This is a genomic window from Posidoniimonas polymericola (genome assembly GCF_007859935.1).
Lineage (GTDB): Bacteria > Planctomycetota > Planctomycetia > Pirellulales > Lacipirellulaceae > Posidoniimonas > Posidoniimonas polymericola.
The window spans coordinates 88,478-105,828 of record NZ_SJPO01000011.1; the positions used below are offsets into that span (position 1 = coordinate 88,478).

Here is a 17,351-nt window from a genome sequence, read left to right on the forward strand (position 1 = left end):
AGTAGCCCAGGGCGCGGCGGGGAACGCGATCCCTCTAGGATAGCCCGTCCCGCGGCCGGTTTCGAGCCGCGTCGCCGGGTTAGAACTGCCGCTGGACCTGCAGGTTGTACTCGAAGTCGAACCCGCGGTTGTCGCCGGTCCGCAGCGGCACGGTAAAGCCGTTGGTTACGGTCGTGTCCCGCACCTTGGCGGATAGGCCAAGCACCATGTTGAGGATGTCGACGCGGCTGTTGAGGTTGCCGATTACTGGGTCGAACGCGTCGACGTCCACCACCGTGTTGGTCCCGCTGAAAACCGTTAGCCCGAGTGGGATGCGGTCGAGCTTGGCGTCCTGCAGGGTGGTGGTGTAGTGCAGCTCGGCCATCGCGACGAGCTGGTCGAAGAAGCTGTGGTGGTCCTGCTCGTTGATCAGGAAGTACCCGCCGCCCAGGTTGAGCCTCATCAGCGGCTGGGCCCGCAGTTGGAGCAGAGCAGAGCCGCCGAAGGCGCCGTTGACGGTCCACAGCCCGACAAAGTCCGGGGAGCCGCCGCTGATGTCGTCGTCGACGATGCTGAACGACCCGAAGTCGGTGAACCGGACGGTCGACGGGTTGGCGGCGATCTCGACCTGGGCAAAACCCTGCTGGAACCAACGGCTGCCCGACGGCTTGTTGGCGAACGCCAGGAACGGCGACAGGTACCAGGTCTCGTTGGTGAAGTGGGTCTCGGTGAAGAAGTTGCTGAGCGAGGCGAACGGCATCCCGGCGTTCGGGTAGGTGAGCACGATGTCCTCGACGTCCACCGTGTACAGCACGTCCTGGGCCGTCGGGGCCGTGACGCCGAGGCCCGCGGAGAGCAGGAAGCCCTCGTGCTCGGCCAGCATCACCTTGAAGATCGCCGAGATGTTGGCCAGCTCTAGCTCGCGGCCGCCGAGGATCTGGAAGGTCTCGGGGTCGATGAAGCCGTCGAAATCTGAGTCGATGATCGTCGAGGTCGGATTCGAGGTGAGCCTTTGATCGAGCGGCACGCGGAGCTCGACGCTGCAGACGCCGTCGCCCAGGGACTTCTCGACGCCGATCGTGTGCCGGTCGACATTCAGGTTCTGGCTGAACGTGAAGATCCGTCCGGGCGTGGTGTTTTCGAAGTGCCGGTAGCTGTAGTAGACACGGTCGCTGACGAGCGCGCGGTTGTTCTCGGCGATGTTGAGCCGGCTGCAGGTGAGCGTGGGGTGCGAGAGGTCGCCCTCGATGTAGCCGGTGGTGCCGAACGACAAGCAGGTCCCTGCGCCGGTGTCGCCGATCATGTACGGGACGCTGGCCAGCCCGACGAAGACGCCGGTCTGCGCCGCGCCGCTCCGCAGCAACGCGTTGGAGAAACGGGGACGAGCCGACTGCGTGGGCGTGAATCGACGCGCCGGCGCAGTCGCCGGGGCCGTGTTCTGAGCCGGCAGCACGAACGGGTCGCGGGGGACCGACTCCCAATCAACCTCGCCCCATTCGGACTCGGCGCTCGCCGAGATTGAGTCGCCTTGTCCGAGGCCCTCTTGGCGGTCGTCGATGTCTGCAAGAGCAGACGGCTCGCCCAAGCTGGCAATCTGTCCTCCACCGGCGGGTAGGGATGCCGCCAGGATGGCAGACGCGGCGATCGCGGCGAGGCTAAGGGGGTTCACCATGAGACGACTGCGGGGGGGATCTGAAAGGGGCTTGCCATCTAGATCGACTAGGCCGTGGTTTTGAATGGAACCGATTGTGCGGCGCCGGGCCCTGCGTCGTCGCCGCGGCGCGACACCGTGCGGGTTACGCGGGACGGGGGATGGCAAGCGGCGCCGGTTGGGCAAGGGTTGCCGCGCCTGATTCGGAAGAGACCACCGTTGGTCGAGAGATCTATCCGATGCGGCCGTCGTGGGTCGGTTCGGGCAGTCAGAACGGTCGCTGGATCTGGAGGTTGTATTCGAAGTCGAACGCCCGGTTGTCGCCTGTGCGCAGCGGCATTGTAAAGCCGTTGGTGATCTGGGTCCCGTTAATCCGGGCCGATACGCCCAAGACGCCGTTAAGGATGTCGACCCGGCTGTTGAGATTGCCGATCACGGGGTCAAACGCGTCGAAGGCGCCGGTGAAATCTCCCGACGGGTCGACACCGACAAAGTCAAGCGGGATGCTCGCGAGTTTGGCGTCCTGCAGCGTCGTGGTGTAATGGAGCTCGGCCATCGCGATCAGCTGCTCAAAAAAGCCGTGGTCATCAGACTCGTCGATGAGGAAATAGCCGCCGCCCAGGTTGACCCGCATCAGCGGCTGAGCGTGCAGGTCCCTCAGCACCGAGTTGAACACCTGCCCGTCGAGAGTCCAGATCGCGCCGAATGCCGGGTTGACCCCGTCGTACGAGACAACCGACGCCGACCCGTTGTCGGTGAACCTCACCCGCATCGGATTGGTTGGGATCTCTACCTGCAAGAATCCCTGCTGGAAGAAGCGGCTGCGGTGCTGCCGATTAGACCAAGCCAAGAACGGCGACAGGTACCAAGACTCGTTGGTGAAGTGCGTGTCGAGCTGGTAAGTGCTGAGCGTCACGAAGGGGTCGGGCAGGTCGAAGTAGCTGAAAAAGAGGTTCTGGATGTCGACCTTGTGTCGCACGTCCCTGGCGGTCGGCGCGGTGACACCCATGCCGGCCGATAGCAAGAACCCTTCGTGCTCGGCAAGCATCGTCTTGAAGATGGCCGAGATGTTAGCCAGCTCCAACTCGCGGCCCCCGAGCACAGAGAAATCACCCTCCAGGAAGCCGTCGAAATCGCTGTCGACTGCGCGGGTCACCATATTGGAGGTGATGCGGTCCTCGATCGGGATGCGGAGCTCGACGCTTGAGTTCCCGTCGCCGAGCGTCTTCTCGATCCCGAGGGTGAAGCGGTCGATGTCGAGGTTTTGCGACAATTCAAACACCCGCCCCGGCGACGCGTTGTGGAAGTGTCGGTAGCTGAAGTAGGCGCGGTCGCTGACCAGCGCGCGGTTGTTCTCGGCGATGTTCAGACGGCTGCACGTGAGCGTCGGGTGCGAGATATCGGCCTCGTAGTAGCCGATGGTCGCGAACGACAAGCAGGTGCCCGCGCCGGTGTCTCCGATCATATACGGCACGCTCGCCAGGCCAGCCGTCATGCCCAGTCGCGCGCCGCCGGTGCGGAGTGAGGTGGTTGTGAAGCGGGGGCGGTCGCCGCGGGAGCGGGTGAAACGCGACGTCTCGGGGGGGGCGGGCGTGGTGTTCTGCACGGCGCGGACGGCCGGGTCCCAGAGGTCGTCGTTCCAGAGGGAGATCGGGAACTCGAGCGGCTCGTCGGGGTCGCCGACGCCGCCCAGGGCGAGGCGGGCGTCGTAGTCACCTTCAGCGAGCGAGAGAGCCGGGGCGCCTGCCAGCGCCGGCGCGGCCGCCCACAGCATCACAGCCGTCAGCAAGGCAGGCAGGCTTTTGCTCATAGCGACACCAGACGAACGCGTGGGTGAGGTTATTCAACTCGTCTGGTTCTTAATCGTTCTCAGGTTTCTACCTGGTCGACCTGATTCTGCGACATATGCCGCCTGCTTTGCTCTGCTAGCGCCCGCTTGTTACAGTTATCCGAGTAATGCAGAAAACCGTCCTAGCGGCTGCCTAGGTGTTTCCGGATCCGTCGAGTTTGCCGGCCAGCTCCCCCTGGCGATACCAACGCCTATGTCCTTCACCCTGCACGGCGAACCAATCCTGTCGCCCCGGTACACGCTCCGCGTGTTCGAGGCCCACCAGCTCGTCTTCGAGATGGACTTTGACGGTCCGGTCGAGTTGGGCAGGCAGCGCTCCGGCGAGGCCCGGCCCTACCACCGCTCGCACCAGGGCGAGACCACCCGCGTGGTGATCGCGCCGTTGGCTCAGACCGAGGTCTCGCGGCAGCACGTCCGGCTGGAGCTCGCTATGGAGGGCGGGCTGCGGTGCGAGAACATCAGCCGCTCGTCGTCGATCATCGCGCCCGGCGGGCTGACCCTGCCGCCCGGCGAGAGCCAGCGGGTCGACCTGCCGCTGTTGCTCACGCTCGGCGACCGGGTGGTCCGGATCGAGCAGGAACGCGACGACCAGCAGTTCGAGGGACTCGGCGCCAAGACCCAGGCGCCCGGCTCCGACTCGGCCGAGCCGGAGAAGCTCCGCGACCTGATCGAGGGCGCCGCCACCGGGGCGAGCGACGCCCAGAACCTGGTCGCCTGGCTGCGCGGGGTGATGAACGTGTTCCAGAGCGCCGCCTCGCAGCCCGACTTCCTCAACCAGGCGGTGATCGCCGCCGCCAGCATCGCCGACCTCGACGCCACCAGCATCGTCGAGTGGACCGGCGGCGACTGGCGGGTCACGGCCGGGCACGTCAAGGAGGACTCGACCGTCGGCTGGCGGCCGAGCCGGCGGATGCTCGACCGCGTCCGCGAGGGGGGCATGACCTTCCGCTCGCAGCCCGGCGCCCAGCTCTCGGAGACCGGCGTCACCCGCGCCGAGGTGGCGGCGATCGTCGCGGCGCCGATCCTCAACGCCCAGGGCGAGGTCGTGGCCGCGCTCTACGGCGAGAAACGCCGCGGCAACCTGCCCGACGGGTACGTGATCTCGGAGCTCGACGCGATGCTGGTCGAGCTGCTGGCCTCGAGCGTGGCGGCCGGGCTGGCCCGGCTGCAGCAGGAGAAGGTCGCCGTGGCGGCCCAGGTTCAGCTAGAGCAGTTCTTCACGCCCGAGCTGGCCCGCACGCTCGCCGCCCAGCCGGGGCTGCTCGAGGCCAAGGACATCGAGATCAGCGTGCTGTTCTCGGACCTCTGTTCGTTCTCCAGCACGACCGAACGCGCCGGCGCCCCGACCACGCTCGAGTGGCTGCACGAGGTGATGAGCCTGCTGGCCGACTGCGTGCTAGAGGAGCAGGGCGTGCTGGTCGACTTCCAGGGTGACGGCATGATGGCGATGTGGGGGGCGCCCGCAGCCCAGCCCGACCACGCGCAGCGGGCGTGCCAGGCGGCGGTGAACATCCTGCAACGGCTGCCGGAGCTCAGCGCGAAGTGGGAGGCGGTCATCCAGTGCCCAACGCAGGTCGGCATCGGCATCAACACCGGCGCCGCGCGGGTTGGCAACATCGGCTCGCGGCAGAAGTTCAAGTACGGCGCGCTGGGCAGTGTGGTCAACATCGGCGCCCGCGTCCAGCAGGCCACCCGCCGCATCGGCGTTGACCTGCTGATCACCGAGGCGACCGCGCGGGCCGCGGCCGGCGCCTTCGAGAGCCGCCCGCTGGGGCACGCGCGGCTGAACAATATCTCGCAGGAGATCCAGTTGCACGAGCTGCCTGCCGCGCCCGACCAGGCGTGGCGCGAATCGACCGCGGCGTACGCGGAGTCGCTGTCGCTGTGCCAGGGGGGCGACCTGCACCGGGCGGCGGCCTCGCTGACCCAGGCGCTGGCGGCCCGGCCGCACGACCAGCCGACGCTGATGCTGCTGTCGCGCGTGATCGAGGCGATCCGCACCGGTGGCGCCGGCTTCCAGCACGTGTGGGACCTCAGCCGCAAGCCGGGCTGAGCCGGCCAGATTGCGGCGTTCGGGCGGCTGTCGTAAGATTCAGGTCTCCCGCAGTCCACCTAACGCCAACCCTTCCCTACTCACCGCCATGGCGTTCCTGACGATTGAAACCGGCGTGAACCCGGGCAAGAAGTTCGACCTGCTGAGCGACGAGTCGGTCATCGGCCGCAGCTCGGACTGCGAGATCGCCGTGGACGTCGCTGCGGTCAGCCGCCGCCACGCGTCGGTCCTGCGGGAGCGGGGGCAGTTCTTGCTGAAGGACCTCGGCAGCCGCAACGGCACGCAGCTCAACGGCCAGGCGGTGGTTGCCCCGACGCCGCTCCGCGAGGGCGACCGGGTCACCGTGTGCGATCAGGAGTTTGTGTTCCACTCCGAGCAGCCGATGAACCTGCTCGGCGGCGAGACCACCCTCGGCGACGAGTCGTGCCTGGCCCAGCTGGTCAACGACTCTGACGAGCAGGGCGCCGCCAGCGCCAACGTCATGGCGACCCTCGACCTCGGACCCGGCTCGAAAAGCTGGTCGATGTCCGCGCAGCCCGAGGTCAAGCTCGCCGCGCTGGTCGAGATCTCCAACAACCTCGGCAAGGCGCTCTCGGTCGAGGAGATCCTGCCCAAGCTGCTCGACAGCCTGTTCAAGATCTTTGTGCAGGCCGACCGCGCGTTCGTCGTGATGCGGCCGGAGGCCGACGCGCCGCTGGTGCCGGTCTCGTGGCGGTCACGCCGCAAGTCGGACGACGAGGAGGCGCCGCGGCTCAGCCGCACGATTGTCGAGCAGGCGATGACCTCGCAGCAGGCGATCCTGTCGGCCGACGCCGCCAGCGACGAACGCTTTAGCATGGCCCAAAGCATCGCCGAGTTCGAGATCCGCTCGATGCTCTGTGCGCCGCTCATCGACTCCGACGGGGACTCGCTCGGCGTCATCCAGGTCGACACCACCAACCAACGCAGCCGCTTCATGGACGAGGACCTCGAGGTCCTCGCCGCGGTCGCCTCGCAGGCCGCGGTGGCGATAGACAACGCGGCGATGCACGAGCAGGTGGTCGCCCAGCGGGCCCTGCAGCGGGACCTCGAGCTCGCCGCGCGGATGCAGCGGGCGCTGCTGCCGTCCCGCGCCCCCGAGGCCGCCGGCTACGACTTCTTCTCCTACTACGAGTCGGCCCGCCAGGTCGGCGGCGACTACTACGACTACATCCAGCTGCCCGACGGCCGCTTCGCCGTGATCGTCGGCGACGTGGCGGGCAAGGGGGTCTCGGCGGCGATCCTGATGGCCCGCCTGTCGAGCGATGTGCGTTTTACACTGGCCAGCGAGCCCGACCTGGCGAAGGTCGTCGGGCGGGTCAACTCGCTGTTCGTCCAGCAGGGCTGGGAGGACAAGTTCGTCACGATGATCTTTGCGGTCGTCGACCCCAAGAGCCACGAGATGACGCTGGTCAACGCCGGGCACATGGCGCCGATGCTCCGCGGGGCCGACGGCTCGGTGGTCGAGATCTCTGAGGAGGAGGCCGGCCTGCCGATCGGCGTCTACGACGGCTACGAGTACGAGTCGCTCACCCGCACGCTCGCCCCCGGCGACGTGCTGACCGTGTTCACCGACGGCTTCAGCGAGGCGATGAACTCCCGCCGCGACCTCTATGGAATCGAGCGGCTCGCCAAGGTCGCCGCCGCTAGCGCGGCCAACGTCACGGAGCTGGGCGAGCACATCCTGCAGGACGTGCGGGCGTTTGTAGACGGCTTTGCTCAGAGCGACGACATGTGCCTGACCTGCTTTGGCCGCAACCCGGCCTAACCCACCAAGAACCGGCGAACCTTTGGCTCCTACGAAGCCCCCAGCGGCAGACCTTCCGACGGCGGTTGTCATTTTCGACGGCGGTCGGGCCCACCTCCGCGAACGCGCCGAGGCGCTGCTGCCCGACCTCAAGCGGTACTTCACGGTGACGTCTGTGCAGGACGACCTCGACGAGGTGTTCCACCCCGAGGGGGCGCAGTTCGCGGTCACCCTTGGCGGCGACGGCACTATTCTCCGCACCGCGCGGCTGATGGGCGACCACCAGCTGCCGGTCGTCGGCGTGAATCTGGGGAACCTCGGCTTCCTGGCGGCGTTGCAGCCCGAGCAGCTCGACGCCGCGCTGCCCGAGCTGGCGGCCGGGCGGCACAACCTGATCGACCACCTGATGTTCGAGTGCGAGGTGGTCAACGAGGGCGGTTCGGCGGTCTCGCGGCTGGGGCTCAACGAGGTGGCGGTGCTGGCCGGCCCGCCCTTCTCGATGCTCGAGGCCCAGCTCTACGTCGACGGCGACCTGGTCGCGACCTACAACTGCGACGGCCTGATCATCAGCACCCCGGTCGGCTCGACCGCCCACAACCTGGCGGCCGGCGGCCCGATCCTGCGGAAGGACCTGCAGGCGTTCGTCATCTCGCCGATCAGCCCCCACACGCTGACCAACCGCCCGGTGGTCGACTCGGCCGACCACGTCTACGAGGTCGTCGTGCCGGCCCCCAACGACGGCACGACGCTGCTGGTCGACGGGCAGGTCGTGGCGCCGCTGACGCCGGGCGACCGGGTGCGGGTGAGCCGCAGCCGTTCGGTGTTCCAGCTGGTCGAGGTCAGCGGGCAGAGCTACTACCGCACGCTCCGCCACAAGCTCGGCTGGGGCCGCCGGCCCCGCGACCCCGAGGACGACGACCGCTGCTAGCAGCACGCTCGGATGCTGGCGAACTGCTCTAAGCCAGCGGGCCGCGATCGATTATGTTGGCGGGATCGACCGTTCGCCCCCCTCATCCTCAGGAAGGACCTTCAGGATGTCGTTTACCGGATACGCCGCCCGCTTGTCGCTGCTCATCGCAACCGCCCTGGTTGCCGCCCTCCCCTGCCCCGCCCGGGCGGCCTCGGAGGAAACTGCCAAGCACACGCTGCACTACAAGTTCCAGATCGGCGACGTCCTGCGGTACGACATCGAGCACAACGCGCTGATCCGTTCGACCATGGAGGGCTCGACCCAGAAGGCCCAGACCCGCAGCGCGTCGGTTAAGGCTTGGAAGGTCATCGACGTGCTGCCTAATGGCGAGATCGAGTTGCAGCACGTGGTCGAGGAGCTGCAGATGACCAACCGCCTGCCCGAGCGGGCGGAGATGAAGTACGACAGCACCAAGGACTCGACCCCGCCGGCCGGCTTCGAGGACGCGGCCAAGGCGGTCGGCGTGCCGCTGAGCCACATCCGGCTGACGCCGTGGGGCAAGGTGGTCGAGCATGAGATCAAGCACCACCAGCCGGCGGCCGACCCCTACGCGCCGCTCGCCGTGCTGCTGCCGGAGGGCCCGGTCGCCGTTGGCGACACGTGGGACGAGCCGGTCGAGATCAAGGTGAACCTGTCCGAGGGCGGTACGAAGGCCGTCAAGACCCGCCGGCACTTCCGCCTGGCGAGCGTCACCAACGGGGTGGCGGTTATCGAGTCGAAGTTCCAGGTCCTCTCGCCGGTGCAGCCGGAAGTCGAGGGCCAGCTCGCCCAGCGGTTCATCGACGGCACGGTGCGGTTCGACATCGCCAAGGGCCGGGTGATCAGCCAGGAGTACGACGTCGACAAGCGGGTCCTCGGCTTCGCCGGCCCGGCCAGCAGCATGCACTACCAGATGCAGATGTCCGAGCGTCTGCGGGACGAGTCGGCCACGGTCGCCAGCCGCCCCACTACGGCCGACGAGAAGTAGCGGCGGGCGGCGCCTGCGGGCCGACGGTTTTGGGGGTCGGGCTGCGCGTTTGGGGCCTCGACTTTGCGCGGCGAGTCTGGGATTCTGGAGGATCCCGCCGCGTATCCGTGCGGCGGGACGCCTCACCCTTCCCACGCTGCCTGCCCGCGAAGCTGCCGATGTCGACTACCTCGAAGACCTTGCCGATCCCCGAAGCGACCCTGCTTAAGCTGGCCGCCGAGACCCCCACGCCGTTCCACGTCTACGACGAGGCCGGCATCCGCCGCAACGCCCAGGCGTTGATCAAGGCGTTCTCCTGGGCCCCCGGCTTCCGCGAGTACTTCGCCGTCAAGGCGACCCCCAACCCGCACATCCTCAAGATCTTGTTCGAGGAGGGCTGCGGCATGGACTGCAGCAGCCTTGCCGAGCTGATCCTCTCCGAGCGCATCGGCGCCGGGCCAGAGGACATCATGTTCACCTCGAACAACACCCCGGCCCACGAGTACCAGAAGGCGAAGGACCTGGGCGCGATTATCAACCTCGACGACCTGACCCACATCGAGTACCTGCGGGACGAGGTCGGGCTGCCGGAGCTGATCAGCTGCCGCTACAACCCGGGCCCGCTCAGCGAGGGCTCGGCCATCATCGGCAAGCCGACCGAGGCCAAGTTCGGCTTCTCGCGCGAGCAGCTCATCGAGGGCTACGCGAAGCTCAAGGAGAACGGCGTTCAGCGGTTCGGCCTGCACGCGATGATCGTCTCGAACGAGCTGAGCGAGGACGCCCTGGTGGCCAACGCCCGGATGCTGTTCGAGCTGGCGATCGAGATCCACAAGAAGACCAGCGTCGCCGTGGAGATGGTCAACCTAGGAGGCGGCATCGGCGTCGCGTACAAGCCGGAGGACACGCCGGTCGACCTCGAGAGCTTCGGCTCGAAGGTGAAGGGCGCCTACGAGGAGGTGATCGTCGGCTCGGCCCTCGACGGCCTGAAGGTAATGATGGAGAACGGCCGCTGCATGACCGGCCCGTTCGGCGTGCTGGTCACCAAAGCGATCCACACCAAGCACACGTACCGCGACTACCTGGGCGTCGACGCGTCGATGGCCAACCTGATGCGGCCAGGAATGTACGGCTCGTACCACCACATCACCGTGCTCGGCAAGAGCGGCGAGCCGTCGGTCGGCAAGTTCGACGTCGTCGGCTCGCTGTGCGAGAACAACGACAAGTTCGCCGTGCAGCGCGACCTGCCGAAGGTCGAGATGGGCGACTACCTCGCCATCCACGACGCCGGCGCCCACGGTCACTCGATGGGGTTCAACTACAACGGCAAGCTGCGGAGCCCGGAGTACCTGCTGAAGGAAGACGGCACGCTGCAAATGATCCGGCGTGGGGAGACGCTGGACGATCTGTTCGCGACGCTGGAGTTCTGATGCGGGACCTTTCGGACCTGTGGTTTCGACTGCCGGGGGCGACGTCTGAATCCATCGCAGAGCTGCGATCAGAGTTCGGTGACTCGCTGCCGGAATCTTACTGCGAGTTCCTGTCCTGGTCGGATGGTGGCGAAGGCTCATTGAGCGTTCAGCCGTACAACCTGTGCCTCGATTCGGCGCCAGATACGGTACGCCACTGGCGAGACGCGACCTATCAAGAGTTCTTCCCCGGATTCATCGTTATCGGCAGCAACGGGGCCGGTGAGTACATCGCGTTTGACACCAGGTCGACGGCGCCGTGGCCGGTGGTCGCGCTCGATATGACCAATTCGAATCTTACCGAGTCTGTTCTTCCGATTGCGTCGACGTTTGACGAACTCGTTGATTTGATTTGCGATTGACTCCCGCCGGCTTTCATCAGTACATCCGCATCGGCAGGTACCCACCCGTCGGCAGCGTGATGATCCCCCACGTGCTCCCCTCTTCGAGCGTTAGCTTCTCGGTCTGGTCGGCCTCGCCGGGGATCTTGATGACGATGGTGTAGGTCGCCGGGGTGACCGTGTAGTTGAGGGCGTCTTTCGGGTCACGTCCCCCCTGCCCTGGCTTGAGCGGGTAGTTGGTCTTGCCGATCTGGTAGCTGACCGCCTGGGTATGGGCGTTGCCGAGGACGAGCCTGGCCTTGCCCCGCTCCGGCAAGAAGCCGTCCCGCTCGGCCTTCGCTGAGTCGAGCGTCACGATAGTGATGCTGCTGCCGGCGCCCGCGGGCTTGATCTCGGCCCGCAGTTCACGGCCCTCGCCGCGGTACACTAGCTTGCCATCGCTGACGCTGACCTGCGTCCAGCGCTGCTGGGGCAGCTCTCGCTGGTAGAACTTGCTGACCACGGGCCACGGCTCGGTTGATTCGGCGGTGTAGGTCTTGCGGTAGTTGGACCCCTCGCGGCTGTGCCCGTCGACACTGTCTGGGAACGGGACCTCCGCATGGCCGGCTGTTGAAGCATCAGCGGGCTGCGGCCCCGCGGCGACTTCGGTTGGCATCGAGGTGATCCGGGTTGTTGGGGTGAGCAACGCCGCGTCGATGGTCGCGGTGATCGACAACTGGCGGCTGAGGATCGTTTCGGGCTGCACGGTCCAGGCGCCCTGCACGCGGCCGTTGGCGATGGTCATCTCGTTCTTATAGTTCTCCGGCTGCTTGCCGCCGATGCCGACCCCGGGGACCGAGAACGAGAAGCTCTCGTAGTCGCCCAGCTGCAGGATCAGGTAGTCCGGGCCATCGAAATCATCATAGAGGTCCCACAGCGAGGGGTCGTCCTCGGTGCTGAGGAGCTGCTGCAGCTTGGCCAGCGGGACTGGCTTCGAGGCGAACACCACCTCGGTCGCGAAGCCGCCGCGGTCCTTCGTCTGGAAGCACGCGACGTTCTTGAAGGTATACTTCTGGCCTCCGTGGATGACGACTGCCTGGCCGGAGTTCGCCGCCACGCTAACGGGCGTCTTGGCCATCGCTGTGGCGGCCTGCGTCGGCCCGCCTGCTTGTGTCGACCCCCCGGCGGCGGCCGGGTTGCCGATCGGCAGTGACGCGACCGCCGCCAGCGGCGGCTTGCTGAGCGCGGGGCGTGAGCTCTCGTACTCGAGCACACTCCGCGAGCCGGCGGCGTGCGTAAAGACATTAACGCTCACCTCGTCGGCGCCCTTGCGGAACTCGGTGTACCGGCGGGTGTCGGTGAGAATCGGTCGGCGTGACTCGCGGAAGCCGAGCTTGCGTACCTGGTCGCAGTAGTAGTCGTAGGCCTCCTGCAGACCCTGCGGAGAGACCACCGTCGCGCCGTCTTCGTCGAACTTGGGAGGCTGGGCGTCAGCGGGGAGTGTGAGATTTTGGTGAACGAACATCACCCCGGGCGGCACCGGCAGGCCAGCGGCCGCCAACTTGGCGGGGTTGTCGACCCCGGCGAAGTCGAGCTCCTCACAATCAAGCCTCGCCCGCACCTCCTTGGACCACTGGCTGAGCCGCAGGTCGACCTCGGCGCTGTCGTGGGTGAACAGCAGCTCGATGGAGTCGTCGTCGACCTCGACCTCCGACTCGTCGAGCCGCCAGCCGCGGTCGGCCATCTCCCGCAGGTAGAACGCCGCGAGCGACTTCAGCGGCGAGTGGCTGTTGAACTGAATATCGCCCGACCAGGCGGTGAATCGCAGATCGTAGGTGTCGGGCGGGTACGGGAGCCGCGTCACTGCCGGGCTGAACTCTGCGGTTGAGGCCGCCGCTGTTTGGAGGCAAACCGCCGACAGCAGCAGGGCAACAAGGTTGGTCTGCATCATCTACTCCCCCCACTTGGTCTTGAGTGGACAGCGAAAGACGGCAGCCGGCGGGAGTCGTAACGCCGGTTGCCGAATTGCGGCAATTACCGGCGTGGCCGAATCGCCAAGCGGGCGTGCCGAGCTTCGCTCTAAGGGCAGATCAACGTCGGCGGGACAAACCCGCCACACACAACGCTAGCGCCAGCGGCACGAACGAAATTCCTGTAGCGTGACCGGAAGTCCCGCACGAAACCCTTCCGTACACTGCCGGATTCGTGCTCACGCAAATGGCGACGCGGAGGAAGTAAGCTCAGGGAAGACGTACTAATTGGCGTCGATCGTGACGCCGCGGTAGGTCATCTTGTCGCGTTTGCTCTTGAAGCGTGACGCGAGCTCGGGCATCTCGTCGCCGTGGCCGAGGATGATCACGACGTCGCCGGCGGCGAGCTGCGTGCTGTCGGGCGGGTGGAGCGTCGTGGCGCCGTCGGCCTGGCGGATGCCAACGATCAGGAAGCCGTGGTTGCCGCGGAGCTCGATGTCGGCCAGCCGCTTGCCATCGATTGCGCTGTCGGCGGTTACCTCAAGCTCCTCGAACCGGAGGCCGATGCGTCCGAGCTCCTCGCCCATGTCGGACTGGGTCGTGAGCTGATCGAGGATGTTCTCGGCGCTGGGGCGGATGATCATCTGGGCGAGTTTCTTGGCCCCGATCGCGGTCGGCAGCACTACCTTGTTGGCTCCGCAGCCCAGCAGCTTCTTCTCGGTGCGGGGGTTTTCGCCTCGGGCGATGATGGTCAGGTTGGGGTTCATCTCCCGTGCGGTGATGGTCACGAACACGTTGTTGGCGTCCTGCGAGAGCACGGTCGCGAGGACCGACGCCCGCTCGATACCGGCCTGCTGCAGGACGAACTCTTCGGTCGCGTCGCCGCTGACGACCAGGTAGCCGCGGTCCTGGGCCTCCTGCAGGCGGACGGCGTCTGAGTCGATCAGCACAAATGGCTTGCCGCCGGCCAGCAGCTCCTGGGCGAGGATCGTGCCGACGCGGCCGGCGCCGCACAGGATGGTGTGGCCCTCAAGCCGCTGGATGTCTTTGGTCATTCGTCTCGCCCCTAGGGCCTTGTTGAGCTCGCCGTCGATGAGCATTTGCATGAAACCGCCGACCGTGTAAATGACGGCGCCGTAACCGGCAATAATTACCAGGATTGTCAGCGCCCGTTCGGCCGGGGAGTCGACCGGTTGGATCTCGCCGTAGCCGACCCCAAATATGGTGATGATCACCATGTAGATCGAGTCGTCGAGCTGCCAACCCGAGGCGACGTAGCCGGTGACCGCGATCAGGCAAATCGCAAGGAACAACGCCAGGCCGGTGATGATCTTGCGGATCGGTCCCGAGATCGGCGTTCTCTGCCAGGCAGCCGGCGGTGTCGATGGCGGCGGGGTTTCCACACATCTCCTGCGGGTGCGGACAGTTGAGGTCGGGATTGCCTAGACGCTAGGCGACCCTGCCCAAGGAATAAGCTACGCGAACGCCGCTCGCCGCGGTCGCGCCTACCGCTGGGGACGCCGCGGATCGCCAGAACTTCTTATTTTTGAACAGTTTGTATCGTCACCTCACGGCGCGAAGGCCGCGGTGATAGCACGACTGGCGCACGGTTTGCATTTCGCGTGCCGTGGCTTCGGACTTACCAGCCGGCGCCCGTTTCCTTTCTTGTTGTGGGGCGTATCGCCCAGGCGGACCCAAGTTTCAAGGAGACCTCTCCCATCGAATCTCCGTGGCTCAAGCCGCGTCCTCGGGCCGTGGTCGCAGCGAGTCTGCGTCGACGGTCCGCCCGGTCCTGCGCCGGGTTTCCGGGGCTGCTGTGGATCCGTTCAGAAGTATGGCCAGAAGTACCGGCCTGCCGGTCAAAAGTATCGAGTTTGTTGAGCCGGTGGCACTGGATAGCAGCGGTGCTTATGCCGTATGCTCAGCTCTGCCCGGCGCGGCAGGCCTCGTACCGTGGCGGCCTACCGGTTCCAGCACGCCAGCCTGAGTTCGGACACGCGATTCGAGTCTGGCCCCTACCCCACATCGGCTAGTTCACAGGCGGCTCCCTCGCGACCGCCCTCCAACGTCCTCCTCCACATCCCAGGAGACCCCAAGTGAGCACGACCTCGACCCCCTCCCAGACTAGCTCCTCGAGTAGCAGCGGCAGCTCCACGCGGCAGTCCGCCATCTCAGCGGCCATCAACTACCGTCAGTCGAGCCCCGCGCTGGACTTCGCCAACAGCTCGCCAGAGGGCGTGTTCGGGTCCATGGTGTTTGGCAAGTCGCAGATGAAGAAGCGGCTTCCCAAGGCGATCTTCAAGTCGCTGATGAAGACCATGGAGGCGGGCGAGAAGCTCGACCCGACCGTGGCCGACGTCGTGGCGATGGCCATGAAGGATTGGGCCATTGAGAAGGGCGCCACCCACTACACGCACGTGTTCTACCCGCTGACCGGCGGAACCGCCGAGAAGCACGACAGCTTCATGTCGCCCACCGACGACGGCGGCACGCTCGCCTCGTTCAGTGGCAAGGAGCTGATCCAGGGCGAGCCGGACGGCTCCAGCTTCCCGTCCGGCGGCATCCGCCAGACGCACGAGGCCCGTGGCTACACCATCTGGGACGTCACCAGCCCGGCCTACATCCTGGAGAACCCCAACGGCACCACGCTGGCGATCCCGACCTGCTTTGTGTCGTGGACCGGCGAGGCGCTCGACAAGAAGACCCCCGTGCTCCGCAGCATGCAGGCCCTGGACGCCCAGGCGCACCGCATCCTGAAGTTGTTCGGCCACGACACCAAGGCGTTTGTCGCCTCGACGGCCGGCCCCGAGCAGGAGTACTTCCTGGTCGACAAGGGCTTCTTCTACGCCCGCCCCGACCTGGTGAACGCCGGCCGCACGCTGTTCGGCGCCGCTCCCCCCAAGGGCCAGGAGTTCGACGACCACTACTTCGGCGCCATCCCCGAGCGGGTGCTGGCGTTCATGTTTGAGGTCGAGCGCGAGCTGTTCAAGCTCGGCGTGCCGGTCAAGACCCGGCACAACGAGGTCGCCCCCGGCCAGTTCGAGCTGGCGCCGATCTTCGAGACCGCCAACGTCGCGACCGACCACCAGCAGCTCATCATGCTGGTGCTCAAGAAGGTCGCCAAGAAGTACGACATGGAGTGCCTGACGCACGAGAAGCCGTTCGCCGGCGTCAACGGCAGCGGCAAGCACGTCAACTGGTCGCTCGGCTCCAGCGAGCACGGCAACCTGCTTGACCCGGGCGACACGCCGCACGAGAACGCCCAGTTCCTGGTGTTCTGCGCCGCGGTCATCCGCGCCGTCTACAAGCATCAGGGCCTGCTGCGGGCGGTTGTCGCCTCGGCCGGCAACGACCACCGTCTGGGCGCCAACGAGGCCCCGCCGGCGATCCTCTCGATCTTCCTCGGCGACCAGCTGCAGGACGTGTTCGAGCAGATCAAGGGCGGCGGAGCCAAGAGCTCGTTGCCGAAGGGGAACCTCGAGGTCGGTGTCGACACGCTGCCGCCGCTCGACAAGGACGCCGGCGACCGCAACCGCACCAGCCCGTTCGCCTTCACCGGCAACCGGTTCGAGTTCCGTGCGGTCGGCTCCAACTTCTCGATCGCCGGCCCGCTAGTGGCGATGAATACCATCATCGCCCAGTCGCTCGATTACTGCGCCTCGCAGCTCGAGTCGGCCACCGGCGGCGACGAAGGCAAGCTGCACGGCGCGGTGCAGTCGCTGCTCTCGGACATCATGTCCGAGTGCGGCGACATCATCTTCAACGGCAACGGCTACTCGGAAGAGTGGCACGCCGAGGCCGAGAAGCGTGGCCTGAAGAACCTGAAGACCACCGCCGACGCGCTGCCCGAGTTGCTGACCGACGAGGTCAAGAAGCTCTTCAGCACCTACGAGGTGCTGAGCGAGCGGGAGCTCGAGAGCCGCTACGAGACCTACTGCGAACAGTACTGCATGACGGTCAACGTCGAGTCGAACCTGACCAAGCAGATTGCCCGCAAGATGATCTTCCCGGCGGCCATCCGCTACCAGAACGAGCTGGCCACCACGTGCACGAACCTCAAGGCCCTCGGCTACGAGTTCGACACCAACACCCTCGACAAGATGACCGGCCTGGTAAAGTCCTTGCAGGACGCCATTGCAACGCTTGCCGAGGCGACCAAGGAAGGCTGCGAGGAGGTCAACCACTGCTGCACGGACGTGCTGCCCGCGATGCTTGAGGTCCGCAAGTACGCCGACCAGCTGGAAGCGGTCGTGGCCGACGACCTCTGGCCGCTGCCGACCTACCAGGAGATGCTGTTCATCAAGTAGTTCGGCACTGCTCAATTAGTTTGCCCGCCTACCGGCCGGGCGGCGGCCGCCCCGCGCGGACCGTCGCCCGGCCGG

Annotated in this window: 11 protein-coding genes; 7 read left to right on the forward strand and 4 right to left on the reverse strand. The window is 66.4% G+C overall.

The genetic code is table 11. From position 1 onward, the window contains the following. Positions 1-79: 79 nt before the first annotated feature. A complete protein-coding gene (locus Pla123a_RS19990) occupies positions 80-1,651 on the reverse strand; it encodes a hypothetical protein (RefSeq protein ID WP_146590307.1) in 1,572 nt (523 codons plus the stop codon). Between the two features lie 247 nt (positions 1,652-1,898). Then, on the reverse strand, positions 1,899-3,440 hold the full coding sequence (locus Pla123a_RS19995) for a hypothetical protein (RefSeq protein ID WP_146590309.1): 1,542 nt from the start codon (positions 3,438-3,440) through the stop codon (positions 1,899-1,901). 232 nt (positions 3,441-3,672) lie between these two features. Here Pla123a_RS19995 and Pla123a_RS20000 point away from each other — a divergent pair, with 232 nt between their 5' ends. The 6 genes from Pla123a_RS20000 to Pla123a_RS20025 all read left to right on the forward strand — a co-directional run bounded on the left by Pla123a_RS20000 (position 3,673) and on the right by Pla123a_RS20025 (position 11,041). Then, positions 3,673-5,532, forward strand: coding sequence for an adenylate/guanylate cyclase domain-containing protein (locus tag Pla123a_RS20000; protein ID WP_146590311.1), 1,860 nt, complete (start codon positions 3,673-3,675; stop codon positions 5,530-5,532). An 88-nt stretch (positions 5,533-5,620) separates the two neighbouring features. Continuing rightward, positions 5,621-7,318 carry a SpoIIE family protein phosphatase gene (locus tag Pla123a_RS20005; protein ID WP_146590313.1) on the forward strand — a complete coding sequence of 566 codons (1,698 nt, stop codon included), beginning with the start codon at positions 5,621-5,623 and terminating at the stop codon, positions 7,316-7,318. Positions 7,319-7,340: 22 nt separating this feature from the next. Further along, positions 7,341-8,225 carry an NAD(+)/NADH kinase gene (locus tag Pla123a_RS20010; protein ID WP_146590315.1) on the forward strand — a complete coding sequence of 295 codons (885 nt, stop codon included), beginning with the start codon at positions 7,341-7,343 and terminating at the stop codon, positions 8,223-8,225. A 106-nt stretch (positions 8,226-8,331) separates the two neighbouring features. Beyond that, positions 8,332-9,234 carry a hypothetical protein gene (locus tag Pla123a_RS20015; protein ID WP_146590317.1) on the forward strand — a complete coding sequence of 301 codons (903 nt, stop codon included), beginning with the start codon at positions 8,332-8,334 and terminating at the stop codon, positions 9,232-9,234. Positions 9,235-9,392: 158 nt separating this feature from the next. Next, positions 9,393-10,640, forward strand: coding sequence for a diaminopimelate decarboxylase (locus Pla123a_RS20020; RefSeq protein WP_146590319.1), 1,248 nt, complete (start codon positions 9,393-9,395; stop codon positions 10,638-10,640). Then, positions 10,640-11,041: an SMI1/KNR4 family protein gene (locus tag Pla123a_RS20025; RefSeq protein ID WP_146590321.1), complete on the forward strand. Its 402-nt coding sequence runs from the start codon at positions 10,640-10,642 to the stop codon at positions 11,039-11,041. Before Pla123a_RS20020 ends, Pla123a_RS20025 begins: the two co-directional genes overlap by 1 nt. A 16-nt stretch (positions 11,042-11,057) precedes the next feature. Here Pla123a_RS20025 and Pla123a_RS20030 read toward each other — a convergent pair whose 3' ends face one another. Together Pla123a_RS20030 and Pla123a_RS20035 are read right to left on the reverse strand one after the other, a co-directional pair. After that, positions 11,058-12,947, reverse strand: a complete 1,890-nt coding sequence (locus tag Pla123a_RS20030) for a hypothetical protein (protein ID WP_146590323.1) — start codon at positions 12,945-12,947, stop codon at positions 11,058-11,060. Between the two features lie 306 nt (positions 12,948-13,253). Beyond that, positions 13,254-14,372, reverse strand: coding sequence for a potassium channel family protein (locus tag Pla123a_RS20035; protein WP_146590325.1), 1,119 nt, complete (start codon positions 14,370-14,372; stop codon positions 13,254-13,256). A 693-nt stretch (positions 14,373-15,065) separates the two neighbouring features. On the opposite strand from Pla123a_RS20035, the gene Pla123a_RS20040 reads away from it, so the two are divergent. Beyond that, on the forward strand, positions 15,066-17,276 hold the full coding sequence (locus tag Pla123a_RS20040) for a glutamine synthetase III family protein (protein ID WP_146590327.1): 2,211 nt from the start codon (positions 15,066-15,068) through the stop codon (positions 17,274-17,276). The last annotated feature ends 75 nt before the right edge of the window (positions 17,277-17,351 follow it).